General features: G+C 50.6%; 13 protein-coding genes. 5 read left to right on the top strand and 8 right to left on the bottom strand.

Annotated elements, in window-relative coordinates:
• Positions 1 to 25 precede the first annotated feature (25 nt).
• Entirely contained in the window at positions 26 to 1,093 is a 1,068-nt protein-coding gene (locus tag L0665_RS06725; RefSeq protein ID WP_274924928.1) for an AI-2E family transporter, read from the bottom strand.
• 1,207 nt (positions 1,094 to 2,300) lie between these two features.
• Between L0665_RS06725 and L0665_RS06720 the strand changes: the two genes are divergently transcribed.
• The gene (locus L0665_RS06720; protein WP_274924927.1) at positions 2,301 to 2,591 is read left to right on the top strand and encodes a hypothetical protein; all 291 of its coding nucleotides are present in this window, start codon (positions 2,301 to 2,303) and stop codon (positions 2,589 to 2,591) included.
• 63 nt (positions 2,592 to 2,654) lie between these two features.
• Here the strand turns inward: L0665_RS06720 and L0665_RS06715 are convergent, their stop codons facing one another.
• The 7 genes from L0665_RS06715 to argF all read right to left on the bottom strand — a co-directional run bounded on the left by L0665_RS06715 (position 2,655) and on the right by argF (position 10,984).
• Complete coding sequence (locus L0665_RS06715) at positions 2,655 to 3,257, bottom strand: hypothetical protein (protein ID WP_274924926.1); 603 nt, start codon at positions 3,255 to 3,257, stop codon at positions 2,655 to 2,657.
• Between the two features lie 19 nt (positions 3,258 to 3,276).
• Complete coding sequence (locus L0665_RS06710; protein WP_274924925.1) at positions 3,277 to 4,512, bottom strand: aldo/keto reductase; 1,236 nt, start codon at positions 4,510 to 4,512, stop codon at positions 3,277 to 3,279.
• A 588-nt stretch (positions 4,513 to 5,100) separates the two neighbouring features.
• A complete protein-coding gene (locus L0665_RS06705; RefSeq protein ID WP_274924924.1) occupies positions 5,101 to 5,922 on the bottom strand; it encodes a proline dehydrogenase family protein in 822 nt (273 codons plus the stop codon).
• Positions 5,923 to 5,927: 5 nt separating this feature from the next.
• Complete coding sequence (locus tag L0665_RS06700; RefSeq protein ID WP_274924923.1) at positions 5,928 to 7,520, bottom strand: aldehyde dehydrogenase family protein; 1,593 nt, start codon at positions 7,518 to 7,520, stop codon at positions 5,928 to 5,930.
• Between the two features lie 125 nt (positions 7,521 to 7,645).
• Positions 7,646 to 8,917 carry an arginine deiminase gene (locus tag L0665_RS06695; RefSeq protein WP_274924922.1) on the bottom strand — a complete coding sequence of 424 codons (1,272 nt, stop codon included), beginning with the start codon at positions 8,915 to 8,917 and terminating at the stop codon, positions 7,646 to 7,648.
• A 37-nt stretch (positions 8,918 to 8,954) separates the two neighbouring features.
• Positions 8,955 to 9,911: a carbamate kinase gene (gene arcC / locus L0665_RS06690; protein WP_274924921.1), complete on the bottom strand. Its 957-nt coding sequence runs from the start codon at positions 9,909 to 9,911 to the stop codon at positions 8,955 to 8,957.
• Entirely contained in the window at positions 9,908 to 10,984 is a 1,077-nt protein-coding gene (argF, locus tag L0665_RS06685) for an ornithine carbamoyltransferase (protein ID WP_274924920.1), read from the bottom strand. Before argF ends, arcC begins: the two co-directional genes overlap by 4 nt.
• A gap of 186 nt (positions 10,985 to 11,170) precedes the next feature.
• On the opposite strand from argF, the gene L0665_RS06680 reads away from it, so the two are divergent.
• From L0665_RS06680 to L0665_RS06665, 4 genes are all read left to right on the top strand, one after another.
• The gene (locus L0665_RS06680; protein ID WP_274924919.1) at positions 11,171 to 11,719 is read left to right on the top strand and encodes an HDIG domain-containing metalloprotein; all 549 of its coding nucleotides are present in this window, start codon (positions 11,171 to 11,173) and stop codon (positions 11,717 to 11,719) included.
• Positions 11,720 to 11,801: 82 nt separating this feature from the next.
• A complete protein-coding gene (locus L0665_RS06675) occupies positions 11,802 to 12,602 on the top strand; it encodes a class I SAM-dependent methyltransferase (RefSeq protein ID WP_274924918.1) in 801 nt (266 codons plus the stop codon).
• A gap of 453 nt (positions 12,603 to 13,055) precedes the next feature.
• Positions 13,056 to 15,275 carry an MASE3 domain-containing protein gene (locus tag L0665_RS06670; protein ID WP_274924917.1) on the top strand — a complete coding sequence of 740 codons (2,220 nt, stop codon included), beginning with the start codon at positions 13,056 to 13,058 and terminating at the stop codon, positions 15,273 to 15,275.
• Positions 15,276 to 15,362: 87 nt separating this feature from the next.
• Positions 15,363 to 16,712 (top strand): sensor histidine kinase, encoded by a 1,350-nt coding sequence (locus tag L0665_RS06665; protein ID WP_274924916.1) that lies wholly within the window; start codon positions 15,363 to 15,365, stop codon positions 16,710 to 16,712.
• Positions 16,713 to 16,767: the final 55 nt, after the last annotated feature.

Genomic DNA, 16,767 nt, shown 5'->3' with positions numbered 1-16,767 from the left:
CAGAGGAAAAAAAGAAATCTTTTTTTCAGACGCTTGCGTCTGCCTCATCGTCACTCATCAGGATGGCAAGCCAGCGGGTGCGCTCATCTCCTGCAAGCAGAGTCCGGAAGATGACAGTGAGGGGAATGGCGAGGAACATGCCGACGATGCCCAGGACTGCCGTCCAGATTAACAGGGCAATAACGACTGCGAGCGGGGTGAGCCGCATGTCATTTGCGGCGATTTTTGCAAAGACAATGTTCTCAACGACGAAGTTGAGGATGGCAATCCCTGCGAGGACGAGAATGACGCCCCCCCAGCCGAACTGCAGCCATGCAAGGATAACAGCAGGTATGCAGGCGATGAAGAGACCGATATAGGGAATATAACTGAGGATGATGGCGAGGACTCCCCAGAGAATGGCAAGGTCAACACCGATGATATAGAGGAATGCCCCAAGAGAGCCACCGAGGACGACATTGGTCTTTGTCCGCACAACCATGACATCATAGGTGTTGCGGATAAGAGTGGGCAGGTTACGACTGACGCTGCTTTCCGGGCCAAATGAACGGTTCAGTTTCTCCTGCAACGTAGGCAGTTCGAGAAGGATAAATGCTGTTACCACGAGGACAAAGAATCCGTTGACAATCACTGATGAGATGTCGCCTGCTATCGTCATCGCGGGTTCAATGAAGGACTGGAGTTTAATTGTGTCCGGCCCGATTATGTCAGAGAGAGAGATGCCATATGAACCCAGAAGTGTGGTAAGTCCGGTGAGGTTTGCGTTCAGTTCTTCCTGGTATTCCGGTAGTTCCCCGGCAAAGACGACGAGTGAGGCAGCCGAGAGCACAAAGAGGCCGACTCCTATAAGGAGATAGAACAGGGTGATTATGCCGGTGCCTGCCCAGATTGGGATATTTTTCCCCTGCAGCCAGACGAGCATGGGAGCGGCGAGAAACGCCATCACAAGTCCCAGCAGGATAACAGAAAAAACATCTGTAAACATCGTGATCCCGACAAGAATCACGAAGAGGGCAGCGCCTGCAACGAGTGAACGCAGGGGCCCTATTGGTGATTCCTTATATTTTTGAATGGTGGTGGTTGACTCTGGCATATTAGTTAGTTGTTGTTAGGGATTTGGAGATATGTGTTTGTATTTAGGAGGGGAGCGTTTGAAGGGGAATAATCTGGGTTCTGAGGTGTTATTTGCCTTGTAGAAATCCTGTAGATGAGGTGCATGATTTGCATTACTTTGGGAAAAATTGTTTCATTGAAGGCCAAATGGTGCATAAATGACCTTTCCTGCGGATATTTGCCAAAAAAAACGTATCCACACAACAGGCCGGAGCGGGCAGATTTCAGTTAAGACAGTACATACGCCCTCTCAAAATTTCCATCAATGGTGACCCTTTATTAGTCCACAATAATCCATATTTTTGGCTAATGGCAGGTATTACGGCCATCATTTCCCAACAGGAATGTGAGTCCGAAAATCCGTTCATTCTAGCCTTTAATCCCCTAACGCAGGGAATTAAAAAGGGTAGGTGTGCGTGAAAAAATATAGGAAAATGCATCCACACAACAGGCCGGAGCGGGCAGATCTCAGTTAAGACAGTCCATACACCCTCTCAAAATTTCCATCAATGGTGACCCTTTATTAGTCCACAATAATCCATATTTTTGGCTAATGGCAGGTATTACGGCCATCATTTCCCAACAGGAATGTGAGTCCAAAAATCCGTTCATTCTAGCCTTTAATCCCCTAACGCAGGGAATGAAAAAGGGTAGGTGTGCGTGAAAAAACATAGAAAAATGCATCCACACAACAGGCCGGAGCGGGCAGATCTCAGTTAAGACAGTCCATACACCCTCTCAAAATATCCATCAACGGCGACCCCTTAATAGTCCACGATTCTCCCTATTTTCGGCAAATAACCGGCATTCCAATGGTCATTTCCTGGTGGAAACGATGACACAAAAATACGTCCATCCTATCCTTCAATCCCCTAATACAGGGAATCGGAAAGGGTGGGGATACGTGAAAAAGCGTAGAAAAATGTATCCACACAGAAGCCCGGAGCGGGCTGTTTTCAACCGGGACAACCCATAAAATCCTCCTAAAATATCTATCAAATGTGACCCTTTATTAGTCCGCAATTTATCGTAATTTGAGCAAATAGAAAGCCTCCCGGCTGTTATTTTCCTGCAGGAAATATGATCTGAAAATACCCCGTTTCAGCCCCAAATTTCCTCTGGGTTGGGGTAAAATAGGGTGGAAAACCTTACCTATCCAGTTCTCGCATGATATTTTATCCATTTTAATGAGTGCAATACAAACTCCCTCCCCTCAGATTGAAATGTATGTTGATCGGGTTCTTAGGATGATTGAAGGCATGGGCAACGTATGTTTGGAAAATGGTAATGAAGACGCAATCATGGGGATATCTCATGAATTAGCTGGATTTGTACGTTTTGCCAAAATGAATGGGGATGATACAACATTTTCCAAAACTTTAGACGCAATGTTTAGCATTCGTGAGAGTGCACCTCCCAGGACGCTGAGAGACCTGGCAAAAAAGACGCTGGAACAGTTGGATATTAAATATCAATAAAATGTATAGACGTCCACTTTTTGTCCATCCCGGAAACCTATCCTGCTCCCCTCTAAAAAAGAATTATTCCGGAAGAAGACTTTGGTCAACCCCGAGATGATCCATCCAGTTTTTCAGGTCGGTTTCATTGATATTTTCTTTGCAGGTATTATAGAGATATGCAACCTCTTCGGACGTACCGCGGTCACCTGGCATTAGGATGAACGGAATAAGGAGTTCGAGGGGTGCGACAAAGAAACGTTTCCCGTTCACCATAACCTTCAGCCGTTTCAGATAGGCGTAGCGGTCACTGTCCCGTGGGTTTGCCCGGAGGGATACATTGGGGAAGAATTTGTCATCGCGTGCGATGCGTACACCCGCACCGGATATGAAGAGACGGAACAACTCTTCGCCGTCTCCGGGACTCATCATATGATACCCAGCTTCATAGAGCGATTCTATCATGGAGTAAAAGCGGTCGAGGCACAGTATCGGGAGGGTGAACTCCACTTCATTACACTGTCCGGTATACCCAAAGAGGGATGCTGCATATCCGCTGGTGATGGTATATCCGCTGAACTTCCAGATATCATCTGTGAGTGTCTCAACGAATTGGTCAGTATCTGTCGGTATCTTGCCGTCAATGGTTACGTTTCTGCCATTCCATTCAATCATTAATTCCTGCATTATCTGTCACGTCCCTGAATTATCTGCCCTGTTTTCTGTGTGCCCGGTGTGCCAGAATGCGTGTTCCGATCCCGGCGGCATGGGAGATGACGGCTCTCCGTGCTCCCCATAACGGGCCTTCATATTCCTGTTGTATCTCTCTGAGTGCGTCCGTGATGGGGATCTCCTGCGGACAGTGTGTCAGGCATCTTCCGCAGTTCTGACAAAGTCCGGCGTTTCCGGGTGCATCTCCCAGTGCCCCTCCAAGGCGGGCGGCATACTCAGTTTTGGTTCCCCGCCTCTGTTCCCTCAAAGAGTGGTTGTTCCAGAGATTAAAACACTCCGGGATATTCACGCCGTATGGACAGGGCATACAATAGCCACATCCTGTGCAGGGAACCCGCATTGCCTGCCGCCACGCATCCCGTGCCCCTGCCACCATTGTCTCTTCATCCGGGCTGAGGGTTCCAGGCAGTGTATCCCGGGCAATCTTCAGGTTCTCTCTGAGATGCCCTTCATGATTCATCCCGGAGAGGACAACGGTCACCTCAGGATGATTCATCACCCAGCGCAGGGCATGGGCGGCGGGGCTTCGTTTCACCGTGGCAGTACGATACCATGCCTCTGCTTTGGGTGGGACGGCGTTTGCGAGCATACCGCCCCGCAGCGGTTCCATTATCATTACGGCAAGATCGTTTTTGGCAGCATAACGGAGTCCTTTTGTTCCTGCCTGATGTTCTTCATCAAGAATATTGTACTGGATTTGGCAAAATTTCCAGTCCCTTGCGTCCACGATTTCACGGAATGTCTCAAGGTCGCCGTGAAAGGAGAACCCGGCATTTTGTATCCTCCCGCTTGCTTCGGCCTCGTCAAGGAAGTCCATCACACCCAGAGCGAGGAATTTTTCCCAGTTTTCCCGGTTCAGACTGTGCAGAAGATAATAATCGATGGAATGAGTCTGCAGGCGGGAACACTGTGCTTTGAGAGTCGCATCCATATCAGTGCGGCTGTGTGTGGTCCACGGCGGTAGTTTGGTTGCCACCTTAACCTTTCCGCGGTATTTCCTGTCAATCACCCGGCCGACGAATGCCTCCGAGGCACCCATATGGTAGGGTACGGCGGTATCGATATAATTCACACCGCCATCGAATGCTGCATGAATGAGAGCGGTAGCCCGTTCTTCATCGATGGCCCGCCCCTTTGTGGGGAGACGCATTGCCCCAAACCCCAGTATTGAGAGCTGGTCACCTGTTTTAGGAACTGTACGGTACTGCATATGTGGTTGTTCCTCAGGGCGCATACCAAGAATCTGGTGTTGAAGGGATAATTACCTTTACCGAATCTGCGAGGGTTGACAGAAAAAAAATAGTATGTATTTTGAAGAGAAGGCGAAAGGTGTAGTGATTCGTCACATCCGGGAGGAATTGTCTGTATGTTTTGTTGGTATACAGACGTTCTCCTGTTGGGGCGGGCGACATATGGGGGAGGGGCTGATTCTGGATTGAAATTCTCCTGCAGGATTCATAATTCTTTCTGAGAATGTTCTTTTTCTCCACTTCCTGATTGACATGTGTCCCTGCAGGATTATGTCTGTATCAGATGGTGGGTGTGCATCCCCCGCATGACGATTATGCGGGGGAGATGTGGTCATATCCTGTAGATTCAGAGGAATTCAGGGCAGGCTAAAATTCCAATGACCAGGAACAAGGTGAAGATTTCAATGATTGTGGTGTCTGTTTTCATGCTCGTCTCCATAGCATGTGGATGCATCTGGCATTCACCTTATAATCTGTTAGTAATAGTATACATTTTTGTTGATCAGGTGAAATATGGGGGGGTTATTGCCGGAGATGAATCAGTTTTTTCAGACCAGCGGCCGTATCCGTGCACTTGCAAGGGCGGCAAGGTAAATTTCGCGCCTGCGGTCGTACCCTCCGTTGTCATTCCCATATGGCAGGTATTCATGTACCTTCCATCCTGAGTTTGCCATCCCTAGCATCGTTTCGGTTCCCAACCCCTTTAGAAATCCAAAGGTAATGCGTGATCGTGCTTCAGGGATCGATTCCTGTAACCACCGGATCAGATCTGCGTCCTGGGTGCCGACAGAGAACTGCGGATGCCTGCGCGAGATAAGAAATGCCTGCGTCCGGAGTGCTGATATTATTTCATCATGCTGGTTGAGATCACCGATATATGCCCCTTTCACAAGGCGCACGGGAATGCCTTCTTCTGCGGCCCTATTGATGTCTACCGGCGTCCGTTTCAGATATGCCTGAAGTGAGAGGGTAAAGGAGTATCCGTGTTCTGCTGCCTGGAAAGCACCTTCAATTGTGTCTTTTACCAGAGGTGTGCCCTCCATATCGATTCCTACCGGCACGCGTTTTGCCATTGCATAGGAAAGGATCTGTTCGAGATATTCGTGAAATGTCTCTGTCTGGAGTGCGACACCGATTGCGGAAGGTTTGACTGCCACCGATGCGTTCAGGCGATGAGTATGGATAGCTGAGATACAGTCCTCGTATGTACGTGCGGCATCCTCTGCTGCATCCTGATCTTCTACAAACTCACCAAGGGGATGCATATTACAGGCGATGCCCCGTTCATTACATGCCTTGCACCAGGACACTGCCTCCTCCAGCCCCGGGAGATGCCATCTGTTTTTTGTGTGCTGTATGCTCTTCATCATGGCGCTCATTTTGCAAGCCTCGTTTGTGCCTGTTCACGCATGTAAGAGAGGAGATAGTAAGGTCCTCCCACTCCACGCCCGGTTGAACCACTACCTTTCCACCCGCCGAATGACTGGTACTCCGGCCATCCGCCGGTGGTCGCTCCATCTTTTCGGTTGGCATAACAGACTCCGAATCGGATATGGGAGAAGAACTCTTCCACTTCTTCTGGTTTTTCTGAGAAGATGCCTGCAGTCAGGCCAAATTCTGTGTCATTTGCAAGTCTGATGCCCTCTTCTATTCCGGTGAATGTGGCCAGTGCCACCAGAGGAACAAAGAGTTCGTTTTTCATCACCGGATGGTCATGTGGAATGCCGGTTACAATGGTTGGTTCGGCGAAATACGCTCCCTGAGTTTCTGTTCCATAGAAACTCCGGCCACCAAGAAGAATATACCCCCCGGCAGCAGAAACAGATGCAACCGCCGCATCAAACCGTTCTTTTGCCGCACTGTCAATGAGCGGGCCCATGAAGATCCCTTTCTGCCGCGGGTCACCGAAGGTGCAGCGTGCAGCCTGGTCAGTCAACATCTCTACAAAGGTATGGAAGATTGGTTGTTCGATATACACCCTTGAGGTGGCGCTGCATTTCTGGCCGCTGAAACCGAATGCACCCCGTATTACGCCTTCTACCGCCTTTTTCAGGTCAGCCTGTGCTGTTACGATACAGGGATTTTTACTGCCCAGTTCAAGGATTACCGGTTTAGGATATGGTTGGTGTGTGGTAAACTCCTGCCGTAGCCACGTGCCGGCATCCCGTGATCCGGTGAAGGTCAGTCCTGCAATACCAGGCGACTGGGATACTGCCTTTCCAAATGCCAGCCCACTGCCGGTGATGCAGTTTGCTGCCCCTGTGGGTATGCCTACATCTTCAAGAATCCGGCAGAAGGTGAGCATGGATAATGGCGTAGCAGATGCCGGTTTCATGATGACTGTATTGCCGGTGATAAGGGCTGCAGCTGCTGCCCCTGCCCCCAAAACAAGTGGAAAGTTGAACGGTGAAATGACAGCCCATGCCCCAAACGGGCGCATCACACTTTCGTAGCGGTCGGTTTCTGTATCGGCGGGCATTGACCGTAAAAATCCATCATTGTCCCGGATAACAGTGCTGTGGTAACGCAACAATGCCACCGCTTCGCCGACCTCAGCAAGGGACTCGTTTCTGGTCTTTGCACATTCAAGTGTGATGAGTGCTGCAAGGTGGTAATATTCCTCTTCCAAGCGGTCGGCTGCTTCATCGATGAACGCACAGCGGGTCTCCCACGGTGTATGCGACCAGTCATCATAGGTCTCATTTGCTGCCAGTATTGCAGCTTCAGTCTCTGCCATTCCGCACTGCTGGAAAACACCTGTTTTCAGTGTCTTCCCGATGGGTGACCAGACGGTAAAAGTCTCCCGTGCATGTATTTCCTCTCCTGCCACCCGTGCAGGGTGGACCTGGCCCATGTGTGTTTCTGCTTCGATTAGGGCCTCTTCGTATTTTCGGTCAATACCAGGATCTCCTGGTCGTGACGTGTACATAATCTGTTCTTCCAAAATCCAGTTCCCCCTATGAATCATTCTCCTTGCCCCCCCCCGGAGACAGGATTGTACGCTCCTAATACCTGTTCGCACAAATAATGGTTTGCCAGAGAGAGAGAGGGAGAGGGAGAGAGAGAGACAGGAGGGACAATAATTATGTGGGGTTATACCGGATCACGTCTGAGAGGACATGTCATACAGTGTGTGCCGCCACGTCCCCTGCAGAGTTCTGCACCTGATATTTCCAGTACTTCGATACCTTCTTTTTCCATACTGCGGTTGGTATGGATATTGCGAGCATAGGCAACGATGACACCCGGTCGGAGGGCAACCACATTGTTTCCGTCGTCCCATTGTTCCCGTTCTGCTTCATAGCGGTCACCACCGGTGGGGATGATTGTAAGCCGCTCCCCGAGTGCGTCTGCCACTGCTCTGGTGAAACTAACCTCCCGTTTTACCATGACATGTGTCATACCGTCCGTCGTCTCTTTTCCGGGGTGAAGAGAGAAGGCAGGAGCTTTTTCGATCACCGGGGGGTAGATGGTGGCCGTGCCCGGATCCAGGAAGGTAAAGACCGTATCGAGGTGCATATGGGCACGATCAGGGCTGAGTTGGCAGACGATGATACGGTCCGCTGCATCTGCTGCAAAGAGCCGGGATGCAATGGTCTCGATTGCCTGTGGACCGGTGCGTTCGCTCATGCCGAAGAGTATTGTCCTTGTGCCGGCATGCATCACGTCCCCTCCTTCCATGGAAGTAGTTTCACGTGTCGCCGGTGGATGCCCGGCATCTGTAGAATCTCCTCCGTACCAGATCGGATTGTCCTTTGCAATGAAGCAGGGGTGGTGGCGGTAGACTGCAGCGGTGTTCATCGTCTCCCGACGCCTCACCGGCCAGTACATTGGGTTCAGGGTGAGGCCGCCGGCAAACCAGGAGGAAGTGTCTCGGGTATACATCGTATTCGGGAGGGGGGGGATGATAAAACTGTCCGGATCAGAGGAGGCTGCCACAAGAGACTGTTGTTGCAGATGTAGGGTGTCCCTCCCGGCAAGATCGGCAAGCCGGAGTCCTGCTGTGAGATGGTGAACCAGTGCGGCGGGTTCGCTCTCGATGAGGTATTCAAATAATTTCTCCGCAAGTGGTGTGCTGCTGCCGGCTGCCTGCAGTGCTGAGGCAGCCAGTTCACTGCGGCATGCCGGGTTCTGGCCGATACTCTCTTCAAGGAGGTCTTCAAGGCGACAGACTGTAACACCCTCTGATTTCATCAGGTGGGTGAACTCGTCATGTTCACTGGCTGCACGGTCAACCCAGAGGACATCGTCAAAGAGAAGATCCCGCCGGTTTGAGGGGGTGAGGTGGCGGAGCTCGTCGCCTGGACGGTGGACAAGTACGGTGTGCAGCCTGCCGGTTTCTGAGTATACTCCAAATTCTGACATGGTTTTGTTCTTCTTCCTCTTATTCTGTATTTTCACCTTAACTGTTGGATGTCGTCTGAAACTGTGCTCCCAAGAATACCTGGGTTCCGCTGGTTCGTGCCACCATTGTAGGGATATCTGCGAGTGCACCGATCACGGCACGTTTTCCGGGAATATTGGCAAATCGGCAGGCTGCTTCGACTTTCGGGCCCATTGAACCGTCGGGGAAGTCCCCTGAATTGAGTGCATCCGGTGAGGTAGAAACGATGCGCCGGGCATCTGGTGTGCCCCATTTTTCATATACTCCGTCCACATCGGTTGCCATGATGAGGAGATCTGCCTCTGTCTCCTGGGCAAGGAGGGCACTTGCACGGTCTTTATCGATGACTGCCTCCACGCCTGTCAGAATCCGTCTCCCGTCCGGGGCAAACATCGTTGGAATGCCTCCGCCACCGGTGCATATGACGACGGTTCCGTGTTCCAGCAACCAGCGGATGGGGCGGATTTCAAAAATTCGCTGTGGTTCCGGTGAAGGGACGACCCGCCGCCATGGTTCCCCGTCCTGCCGGAATGACCAGCCATGTGCTGCTGTGAGTCTGTCTGCTTCCCGGCGGGTATAGAGGGGCCCGACAAACTTTGTCGGATGAGTGAACGCAGGGTCGTCCGGATCGACCTCCACCATTGTGAGGAGGGTGGCAAGGGGTTGTCCTTCCGGGAGGAGGTTCCCCATTTCCTGTTCTATCAGGTAGCCGATCATCCCCTCCGTCTCGGCGCCGAGGACATCTAAGGGAAATACGCCGTTTTCCCCATTCCCTTCGTTTTCGGCGGCTGCGGCCTGGAGAGCAAGGAGACCCACCTGCGGGCCGTTTCCATGAGAGAGAATTACTTCGTGGTCTCTGGTAACCGGTGCAATCGCCTCTGCTGCTATCCGGATATTCTCCCGCTGTGCTGCTGCTGTCATCGGTTCTCCCCGGGAAAGGAGGGCATTTCCTCCGAGGGCGATTACGATTCTCATCGTTTCTCTACTCCGCGTTCCATCTCTTCGCAGGGAAGATCCACGAGTGTCGCCACCATGATGGCCTTGATGGTATGCATCCGGTTCTCTGCCTGGTCAAAGACGATGGAGTATGGTGACTCGAAGACTTCGTCTGTTACCTCCAGTTCTGAAAGGCCGGTTGCACTGAACAGTTCTTCACTTACCTCGGTGTCCCGGTTGTGGAAGGAGGGCAGACAGTGCATGAAGCGTACATTTGGATTGTCAGTGGCCCGTATGACATCCATTGTCACCTGATAGGGCAAAAGTAGTTTGATGCGTTCGTTCCACACTTCTTTGGGTTCTCCCATTGAGACCCAGACATCGGTATAGATGAAATCCACCTGTAAAACAGCCTCTGCAACAGATTCTGTGAGGGTTAGTGAGGCCCCGGTCCGGGCTGCTATATCCTGGCAGGTAGCGATGAGTCCCTCGTCAGGCCAGAGTGAGTCAGGGCCGCAGATGCGGATGTCCATGCCCAGTTTTACCGCACCGACCATCAGTGAGTTGCCCATATTGTTGCGCCCGTCGCCCATATAGCAAAAGGAGATTTTTTCCGGTGTGCGGCCGGTTTGTTCGGTCATCGTGAGGACGTCAGCGAGGATCTGGGTTGGGTGAAATTCGTCTGTCAGACCATTATATATCGGCACTCCGGCATATGCTGCGAGTATCTCTACACTCTCCTGTGAGTATCCGCGGAATTCTATTGCGTCATAGAGGCGTCCAAGGACACGGGCTGTGTCTTTGATGGACTCTTTGTGGCCAATCTGTGAACCTTCCGGACCAAGATAGGTGACGTGAGCTCCCTGATCCCGTGCCGCCACTTCAAACGAACAACGGGTGCGGGTAGAGCTCTTCTCAAAGATGAGTGCAATCTGTCGGTCTTCCAGATATTTATGTTCCGTTTTGCTCTTTTTTGCCGCTTTGAGCTTTCCTGCAAGAGAGAGGAGTGTCTGCAGTTCTTCTGCCTCAAAGTCAAGAAGTTTCACAAAACTCCGGTGGCAGACCATGTTGGTGATTGCCTGTCTGGATAGAGATCCTGTTATCTGCGTCATGAAAAATATCCTCCGGTCCTGTTTGCCGTCCTATTTACCCCCTTCTTTTGGGGATAAGAGAATCGTACGGATAATACCGGGATTTTGATGGTAGGCGAAATTTCTTCTGTAATTATATATGGTTTCTCCCATCGCCAATCGTTTCAGATGGCGGGTTTTATCCCTTCTGGCAGACATCTTTTTTTCATGGAGAGATATGATGCTATTGTGCTCCTGCAGGAACATGTGGCAAAGGAGAGCCTCATTGGTCACTGTCGTGCAACCGCCGCCATTATGCGTGCAACGGCCGAAGCGATGGGCGAAGATGCTGATCTTTGGGAAGTCATCGGTATTCTGCATGATATTGATTATGAAGAGGTGGGCGAGGACATGGAACGCCACGGTGATGTGGGTGCCCGGATGCTCATTACCGCAGGGCTGGGAGAAGAGGTGGCAGGCCCGGTTCGCCGGCACAATTTTATGAAGTACGGCGACACCGATACCCCGGTGGATGTTGCCCTCACGGCCGCAGACAACATATCCGGCCTTGTAATTGCCTGTGCCATGGTGAAAGGCGGTTCTGTGACTGATGTCACCGCAAAAACGGTCAAAAAGAAGGTTAAGGATAAGGCGTTTGCCGCCGGATGCAACCGGGAGCGTATCAGAAAAATAGAGTCATATATCGAACTGCCTGAATACTATGCCCTTTCGGTTGCCGCCCTGCAGGGTATAAAAGAGGACCTTGGTCTTTCATGAGCGTCCCCTGTTCTGTGGGAGAAAGGAATCTGGTGATTTATCAGTCCCCCTATAATGACACAGAAAAAGCGGGTAGATACTGATGTCACTCTCATCCCGCTGTGCAGAACGTCTTCCTCCCCATGTGACCCGTCTCGTGCCGGATCACTATGATGTGATAGGTGATGTGGCCATTCTCACTCTGCCTGATCTCCTTCTACCCTATGGGGAGGTGATTGGACGGTGCCTGACGGAGGAGCGCCACAGCATACGGTCGGTCTGCCTGCGGACAGCCCCCGTAGCAGGAACCCGTCGGACGGCAGGGTATGTGGTCATTTATGGCCCTGATGATATCAGGACGGTTCATCGTGAGTATGGATGTATCTATCATCTGGATGTGAGATTGGTCTTCTATAACACGCACCTTGCCTCAGAACGTCATCGTGTGGCAGGCTATGTCCGGGAAGGTGAACGGATAATAGTGCCGTTTGCCGGTGTCGGCCCCTTTGTTGTGCCCGCCGCACAACGGGGTGCGCAGGTGACTGCCATTGAGATGAACCCGGATGCATGTGGATTTCTCAATGAGAATATTCGGGAAAACGGAGTGGAGGATGTGGTCACGGTCTTTGAAGGCGACGCCATGCAGTTGCTTCCCTTCTGTGGGGGGGCATATGACCGTGCCATTGTTCCCACGCCATATGGAATGAATACTGTTCTTGATGAGGTTATCCCCCTTGTCCGCCGGGGAGGTATCATTCATTTCTATACCTTTGCTGTTCCCGAAGAGACTGACATCCTCGCAGCAAAATTTCGGGGGATGGGATGTGTGGTGGGCGGTATGCGCCGGTGTGGTAATGTGGCCCCCGGTGTATCCCGTTGGGTCTTTGATCTTCGTATACGGTAAAAGGGTTTTGGACGTTTTTTATATGGTTGAGAGTTTTGGCAGGCGATGGAGTCAGACGCCAAATGCCGGAATAATATATGCAATGCTGCATATCAATAGGATGAGGGCAAGGAGATAATGGATAAGTTTTTGCATTAAATTCACCACATTTTGGATAATAAATGGAATATTGGGTTTTTTTATTGAGTGTTATAATAATCTTGTTTGGGAAATATTTATAGCTTACTTTGTTGGGGGAATGTAAGCAAAATCTCTGTGCATGAAGATATCAGGAATCTGCATGCAAAGAGATTTCCTGCTTTTTTGCCAGAAAATGTTTCAGGTTTTCCCAAATATAATTGAGTAAGTCCCGTTTTTGGTTCCGGTATAATTATCTAATTCTGAGAAACCATTTACCTATTATCTAACGGTTGGCAATGATGGCAATTCGTAAGGGAGAATGAGCAGATGAATATGTCAGGGGAACAGGTTTTGGGAACCCCGGCGGGGGTAATCTCTAAAAACCGGATATTTTTTGTTATTCTTATTCTGATCCTTGCGGGGGCGGCGCTCACCTCTCTTTACAGCTTTCTTCTTTTTCATGTCATCACTGAGATGTTCTCCATTCTCATCGCAGGGGCAATCTTCATCATTGCATGGAATACCCGCCGGTATCTTGAGAATAACTATCTTCTCATGCTGGGGATTGCCTATCTTTTTATTGGTGGCATTGATTTCATCCATACGCTTGCCTATTCCGGGATGAATATCTTCATCGGATATGATGCAGATCTCCCGACCCAACTCTGGATTATTGCCCGGTACATGGAAGCAGTTACCCTTGTCATTGCACCCCTGATGTTTGGCAGGGCTATGAAACCATACCGGGTGTTGGGCATTTATGCAGTGGTGACAGTCATGCTCGTCATTGCTGTCTTTGTGCCCGGACTCTTTCCTGCCTGCTATATAGAGGGGTCAGGACTCACCCTCTTCAAGGTAGTGAGTGAATACCTCATCTGCATTCTCCTTCTTTTGGGTGCTTTCCTGCTCTGGCGGCGCCGTGATCACTTCGAAGAGGACATATTCTGGCTGGTTGTTGCATCAATCATCTGTACCATATGTGCCGAACTGGCATTCACCTTCTATGTCAATGTCTATGGATTCTCAAATCTTGCTGGTCATCTCTTTAAGGTGGCATCATTTGCACTGATTTACCAGGCACTTGTGGTTTCTTCGTTCCAGCGTCCATATGAGACAGTATTTCGTGAACTTCGGCAAAGTGAAGCGGAAGTCAGAAAAGAGCGCGACCGCTTTCAGCGGTATCTGGATATCGCGCCGGCCATGTTCATTGTCATTGACAGGAATGGTGATTTGAAGCTCATAAATCGGAAAGGGGCGGATATTCTGGGGTATCCGGCAGAGGAGATTATCGGGAAGAACTGGTATGCAACATTCCTGCCGTCCCCTATACGAAATGAGGTGAGTAATCGTCTTGGAAATTTGATAGCAGAAGATATCCAGCCCGGTGATGAGATTGCCGAGAACCTGGTCCTCACAAAGGGTGGCGAATACCGGAGAATCCTCTGGCATAATGTGGTGATACGCAATGCTGAAGGGATGATCACCGGAACCCTGAGTTCTGGTGAGGATGTCACTGATATCCGTGAGGCAGAGCGCGACCTCCACCTGAAGAATGCAGCCATTGAGGCGACACAGGACGGTATTGCCCTGCTTTCGATGGATGGCACCTTGCATTATGCAAATGCGGCTTTCACAGAGATGACCGGACATGATGAGACCGCACTGGTGGGACGTTCCATCCTTGAGATGAGTGAGATATGGGCGCAGGGTGATTCTGTCTTTCATGAAATCATAGAAACCGGGAGCTGGTTTGGGGAACAACACGGAACAATGCCAGATGGGCGTTCGACTAATCTGTTAGTCTCGGCCACGGTCATTTCAGACATCCGTGGAGAACCGGTGAATATTGTGATTTCATTCATGGACATCACTGAGATGCATCGTTTCCGGATGGCACTGCGGGAAGCGAATAAAAAACTGAATATCCTCTCCTCTCTGACCCGGCATGATATCCTGAATCAGGTTCAGGTACTGCTCTCATACTCTGAACTCCTTGATGAGACAACGCAGGAAGATGACCCTGGCCATGAGTATATCGGAAAACTACTCGAAGCTACCCGCCGGATTTATCGGCAGATTTCGTTTACCCGTGATTATCAGGATATGGGGGTAAAGGCGCCGCTGTGGCAGGAAGTGACGTTTGTCTGTGCAGAGGGTGCCGATGCCGTTGATCGAAATGATATTGATGTTTCCTGTGGGACGGGATCACTGGAAATATATGCCGACACGATGTTTGTGAAGGTATTCTACAATCTCTTTGACAATGCCGTACGGCATGGGGAAAGGGTCACAGAAATAAATATAACTTTCAATGAAGAGCCGGACGGTTCCGGCCTTCTCTCTGTCGTTGACAATGGTGTGGGTGTGGGAAATGATAAGAAGGAGCGGATTTTTGACCGGGGTTTTGGCTCAAATACCGGTCTTGGTCTCTTTATCATCCGTGAAGTGCTGGGCATCACAGGTATATCCATCACAGAGACGGGAACGGAAGGGGAGGGCGCCCATTTCTCCATTCATATTCCGGCCGGCACCTGGCGCTATGGGCCTCCCTGATTGTGGGAAGCGGTTCATTTTTTCCTGTATGCCTGGCAGTGGCACCACTTCGGCACCTATATATTTCAGTATCTCTGAAAATCTGCTATGGATGTGATGGGAATTGGTCAGGATTCTCAAAGGGCACTGAAATTATTTGTTATTGCCTGCCTGACGCTCCTTTCATTTGTGGTGGTAACCGCAGGCATCTCCGTTGGATTTACGATTCTGCTGGTTTATCTCTTCTTTATCCCGATCATCCTGGAGGCGTACTGGTTTCACCGGAGATTCCCTGTCTTTGCAGTCGGTATCGGTATTGTCTATCTTCTTCTCATGGCAGGATTTGACAGCAACCCCCTGGTATTTTTTACGGCCGGCGGGAGTGCGGTGCTTTTTGTCATCGTTAGCCTCCTCGTCTCGGATCTTTCGTCAGAGGTGCAACGTGAAGAACGTCGTTTCTCCCGCCTGGTTGGCAGTGTGGGTGATCCCCTGCTCTGGATGACCGGGGCAGGTACGGTTGCATATGTGAACGATGCCTATTGCAGCCTTGCGGGCACTACGCCTGACGCACTTACCGGAACATCATATCTTCCTGTATTCTTCGGGGATAGTGTGGCGGGAATGGAGGAATTTATACGCTCTCTCAGCCCCGTGCACCCTGCCGGAATGATTGAGTCAGTAATTGCTGATAGTGGCGGGGATGAGCATGTTATTCAGTGGAATGTACATGCCTACTTCGCCAGGGACGGGACCTTGTCCGGGTCGATTACGATTGGTCGTGATATCGCCCCACTACGAAAGGCAAACAAGAAACTGAATGTCCTGTCCTCTTTAACCCGGCATGATATCCTGAACCAGGTGCAGGTGCTTCTCTCGTACTCTGAACTGCTTGAGGATGAAACGCCTGATGGCGCCCCTGGCCATGGGTATATCGACAAAATTGTTGAGGCGACCAGACGAATTTACCGGCAGATTTTATTCACCCAGGATTATCAGGATCTTGGTGTTGAAGCACCCCTGTGGCAGGTGGTGGATGTTGTCTGTGGAGAGAGTGCCGATGCCGTTGACAGCAGTGTGATTCAGATATCGTGTAACGTAGGAATGCTGGAGGTCTTTGCCGATAGAATGTTTGTGAAGGTCTTTTACAATCTCTTTGACAATGCGGTTCGGCACGGAGAAACCGTCACAGAAATTCATGTCAGCTTCACCGAAGAGCCGGACGGTTCAGGTAATCTCACTGTCGAGGATAATGGTGTTGGGGTTCCGGAAAGCCAGAAGGAACGGATCTTTGAACGGGGTTTCGGGTCAAATACCGGCCTTGGCCTCTTTTTAATCCGTGAAGTGCTGAGCATCACCGGGTGCCCAATAACAGAGGTAGGGAAAGAAGGCGAGGGGGCCTGTTTCTCCATTCATATTCCGGCAAATGCCTGGCGTTATGTCCCTTCCCTATCGCAGTGAATGGTTCTCTTTCCCTGATATCAGAATGGTGGTTTTTTTGGAGAGGGTGACGGTA

Origin of the sequence: Methanogenium marinum, assembly GCF_028912405.1 — an archaeon.
In the GTDB taxonomy this organism is placed as follows: Archaea; Halobacteriota; Methanomicrobia; order Methanomicrobiales; family Methanomicrobiaceae; genus Methanogenium; species Methanogenium marinum.
This window is presented reverse-complemented; position numbering and strand designations above follow the sequence as displayed.

What these genes read in the sequence shown, in the direction of transcription:
- L0665_RS06710 (WP_274924925.1), bottom strand. Translation starts at nt 4,512, where the DNA reads ATGCAGTACCGTACAGTTCCTAAAACAGGTGACCAGCTCTCAATACTG.
- L0665_RS06700 (WP_274924923.1), bottom strand. Translation starts at nt 7,520, where the DNA reads ATGATTCATAGGGGGAACTGGATTTTGGAAGAACAGATTATGTACACG.
- arcC (WP_274924921.1), bottom strand. Translation starts at nt 9,911, where the DNA reads ATGAGAATCGTAATCGCCCTCGGAGGAAATGCCCTCCTTTCCCGGGGA.
- L0665_RS06670 (WP_274924917.1), top strand. Translation starts at nt 13,056, where the DNA reads ATGTCAGGGGAACAGGTTTTGGGAACCCCGGCGGGGGTAATCTCTAAA.
- L0665_RS06680 (WP_274924919.1), top strand. Translation starts at nt 11,171, where the DNA reads ATGGAGAGATATGATGCTATTGTGCTCCTGCAGGAACATGTGGCAAAG.
- L0665_RS06665 (WP_274924916.1), top strand. Translation starts at nt 15,363, where the DNA reads ATGGATGTGATGGGAATTGGTCAGGATTCTCAAAGGGCACTGAAATTA.
- L0665_RS06695 (WP_274924922.1), bottom strand. Translation starts at nt 8,917, where the DNA reads ATGTCAGAATTTGGAGTATACTCAGAAACCGGCAGGCTGCACACCGTA.
- L0665_RS06705 (WP_274924924.1), bottom strand. Translation starts at nt 5,922, where the DNA reads ATGATGAAGAGCATACAGCACACAAAAAACAGATGGCATCTCCCGGGG.
- L0665_RS06720 (WP_274924927.1), top strand. Translation starts at nt 2,301, where the DNA reads ATGAGTGCAATACAAACTCCCTCCCCTCAGATTGAAATGTATGTTGAT.
- L0665_RS06725 (WP_274924928.1), bottom strand. Translation starts at nt 1,093, where the DNA reads ATGCCAGAGTCAACCACCACCATTCAAAAATATAAGGAATCACCAATA.
- L0665_RS06675 (WP_274924918.1), top strand. Translation starts at nt 11,802, where the DNA reads ATGTCACTCTCATCCCGCTGTGCAGAACGTCTTCCTCCCCATGTGACC.
- argF (WP_274924920.1), bottom strand. Translation starts at nt 10,984, where the DNA reads ATGACGCAGATAACAGGATCTCTATCCAGACAGGCAATCACCAACATG.
- L0665_RS06715 (WP_274924926.1), bottom strand. Translation starts at nt 3,257, where the DNA reads ATGCAGGAATTAATGATTGAATGGAATGGCAGAAACGTAACCATTGAC.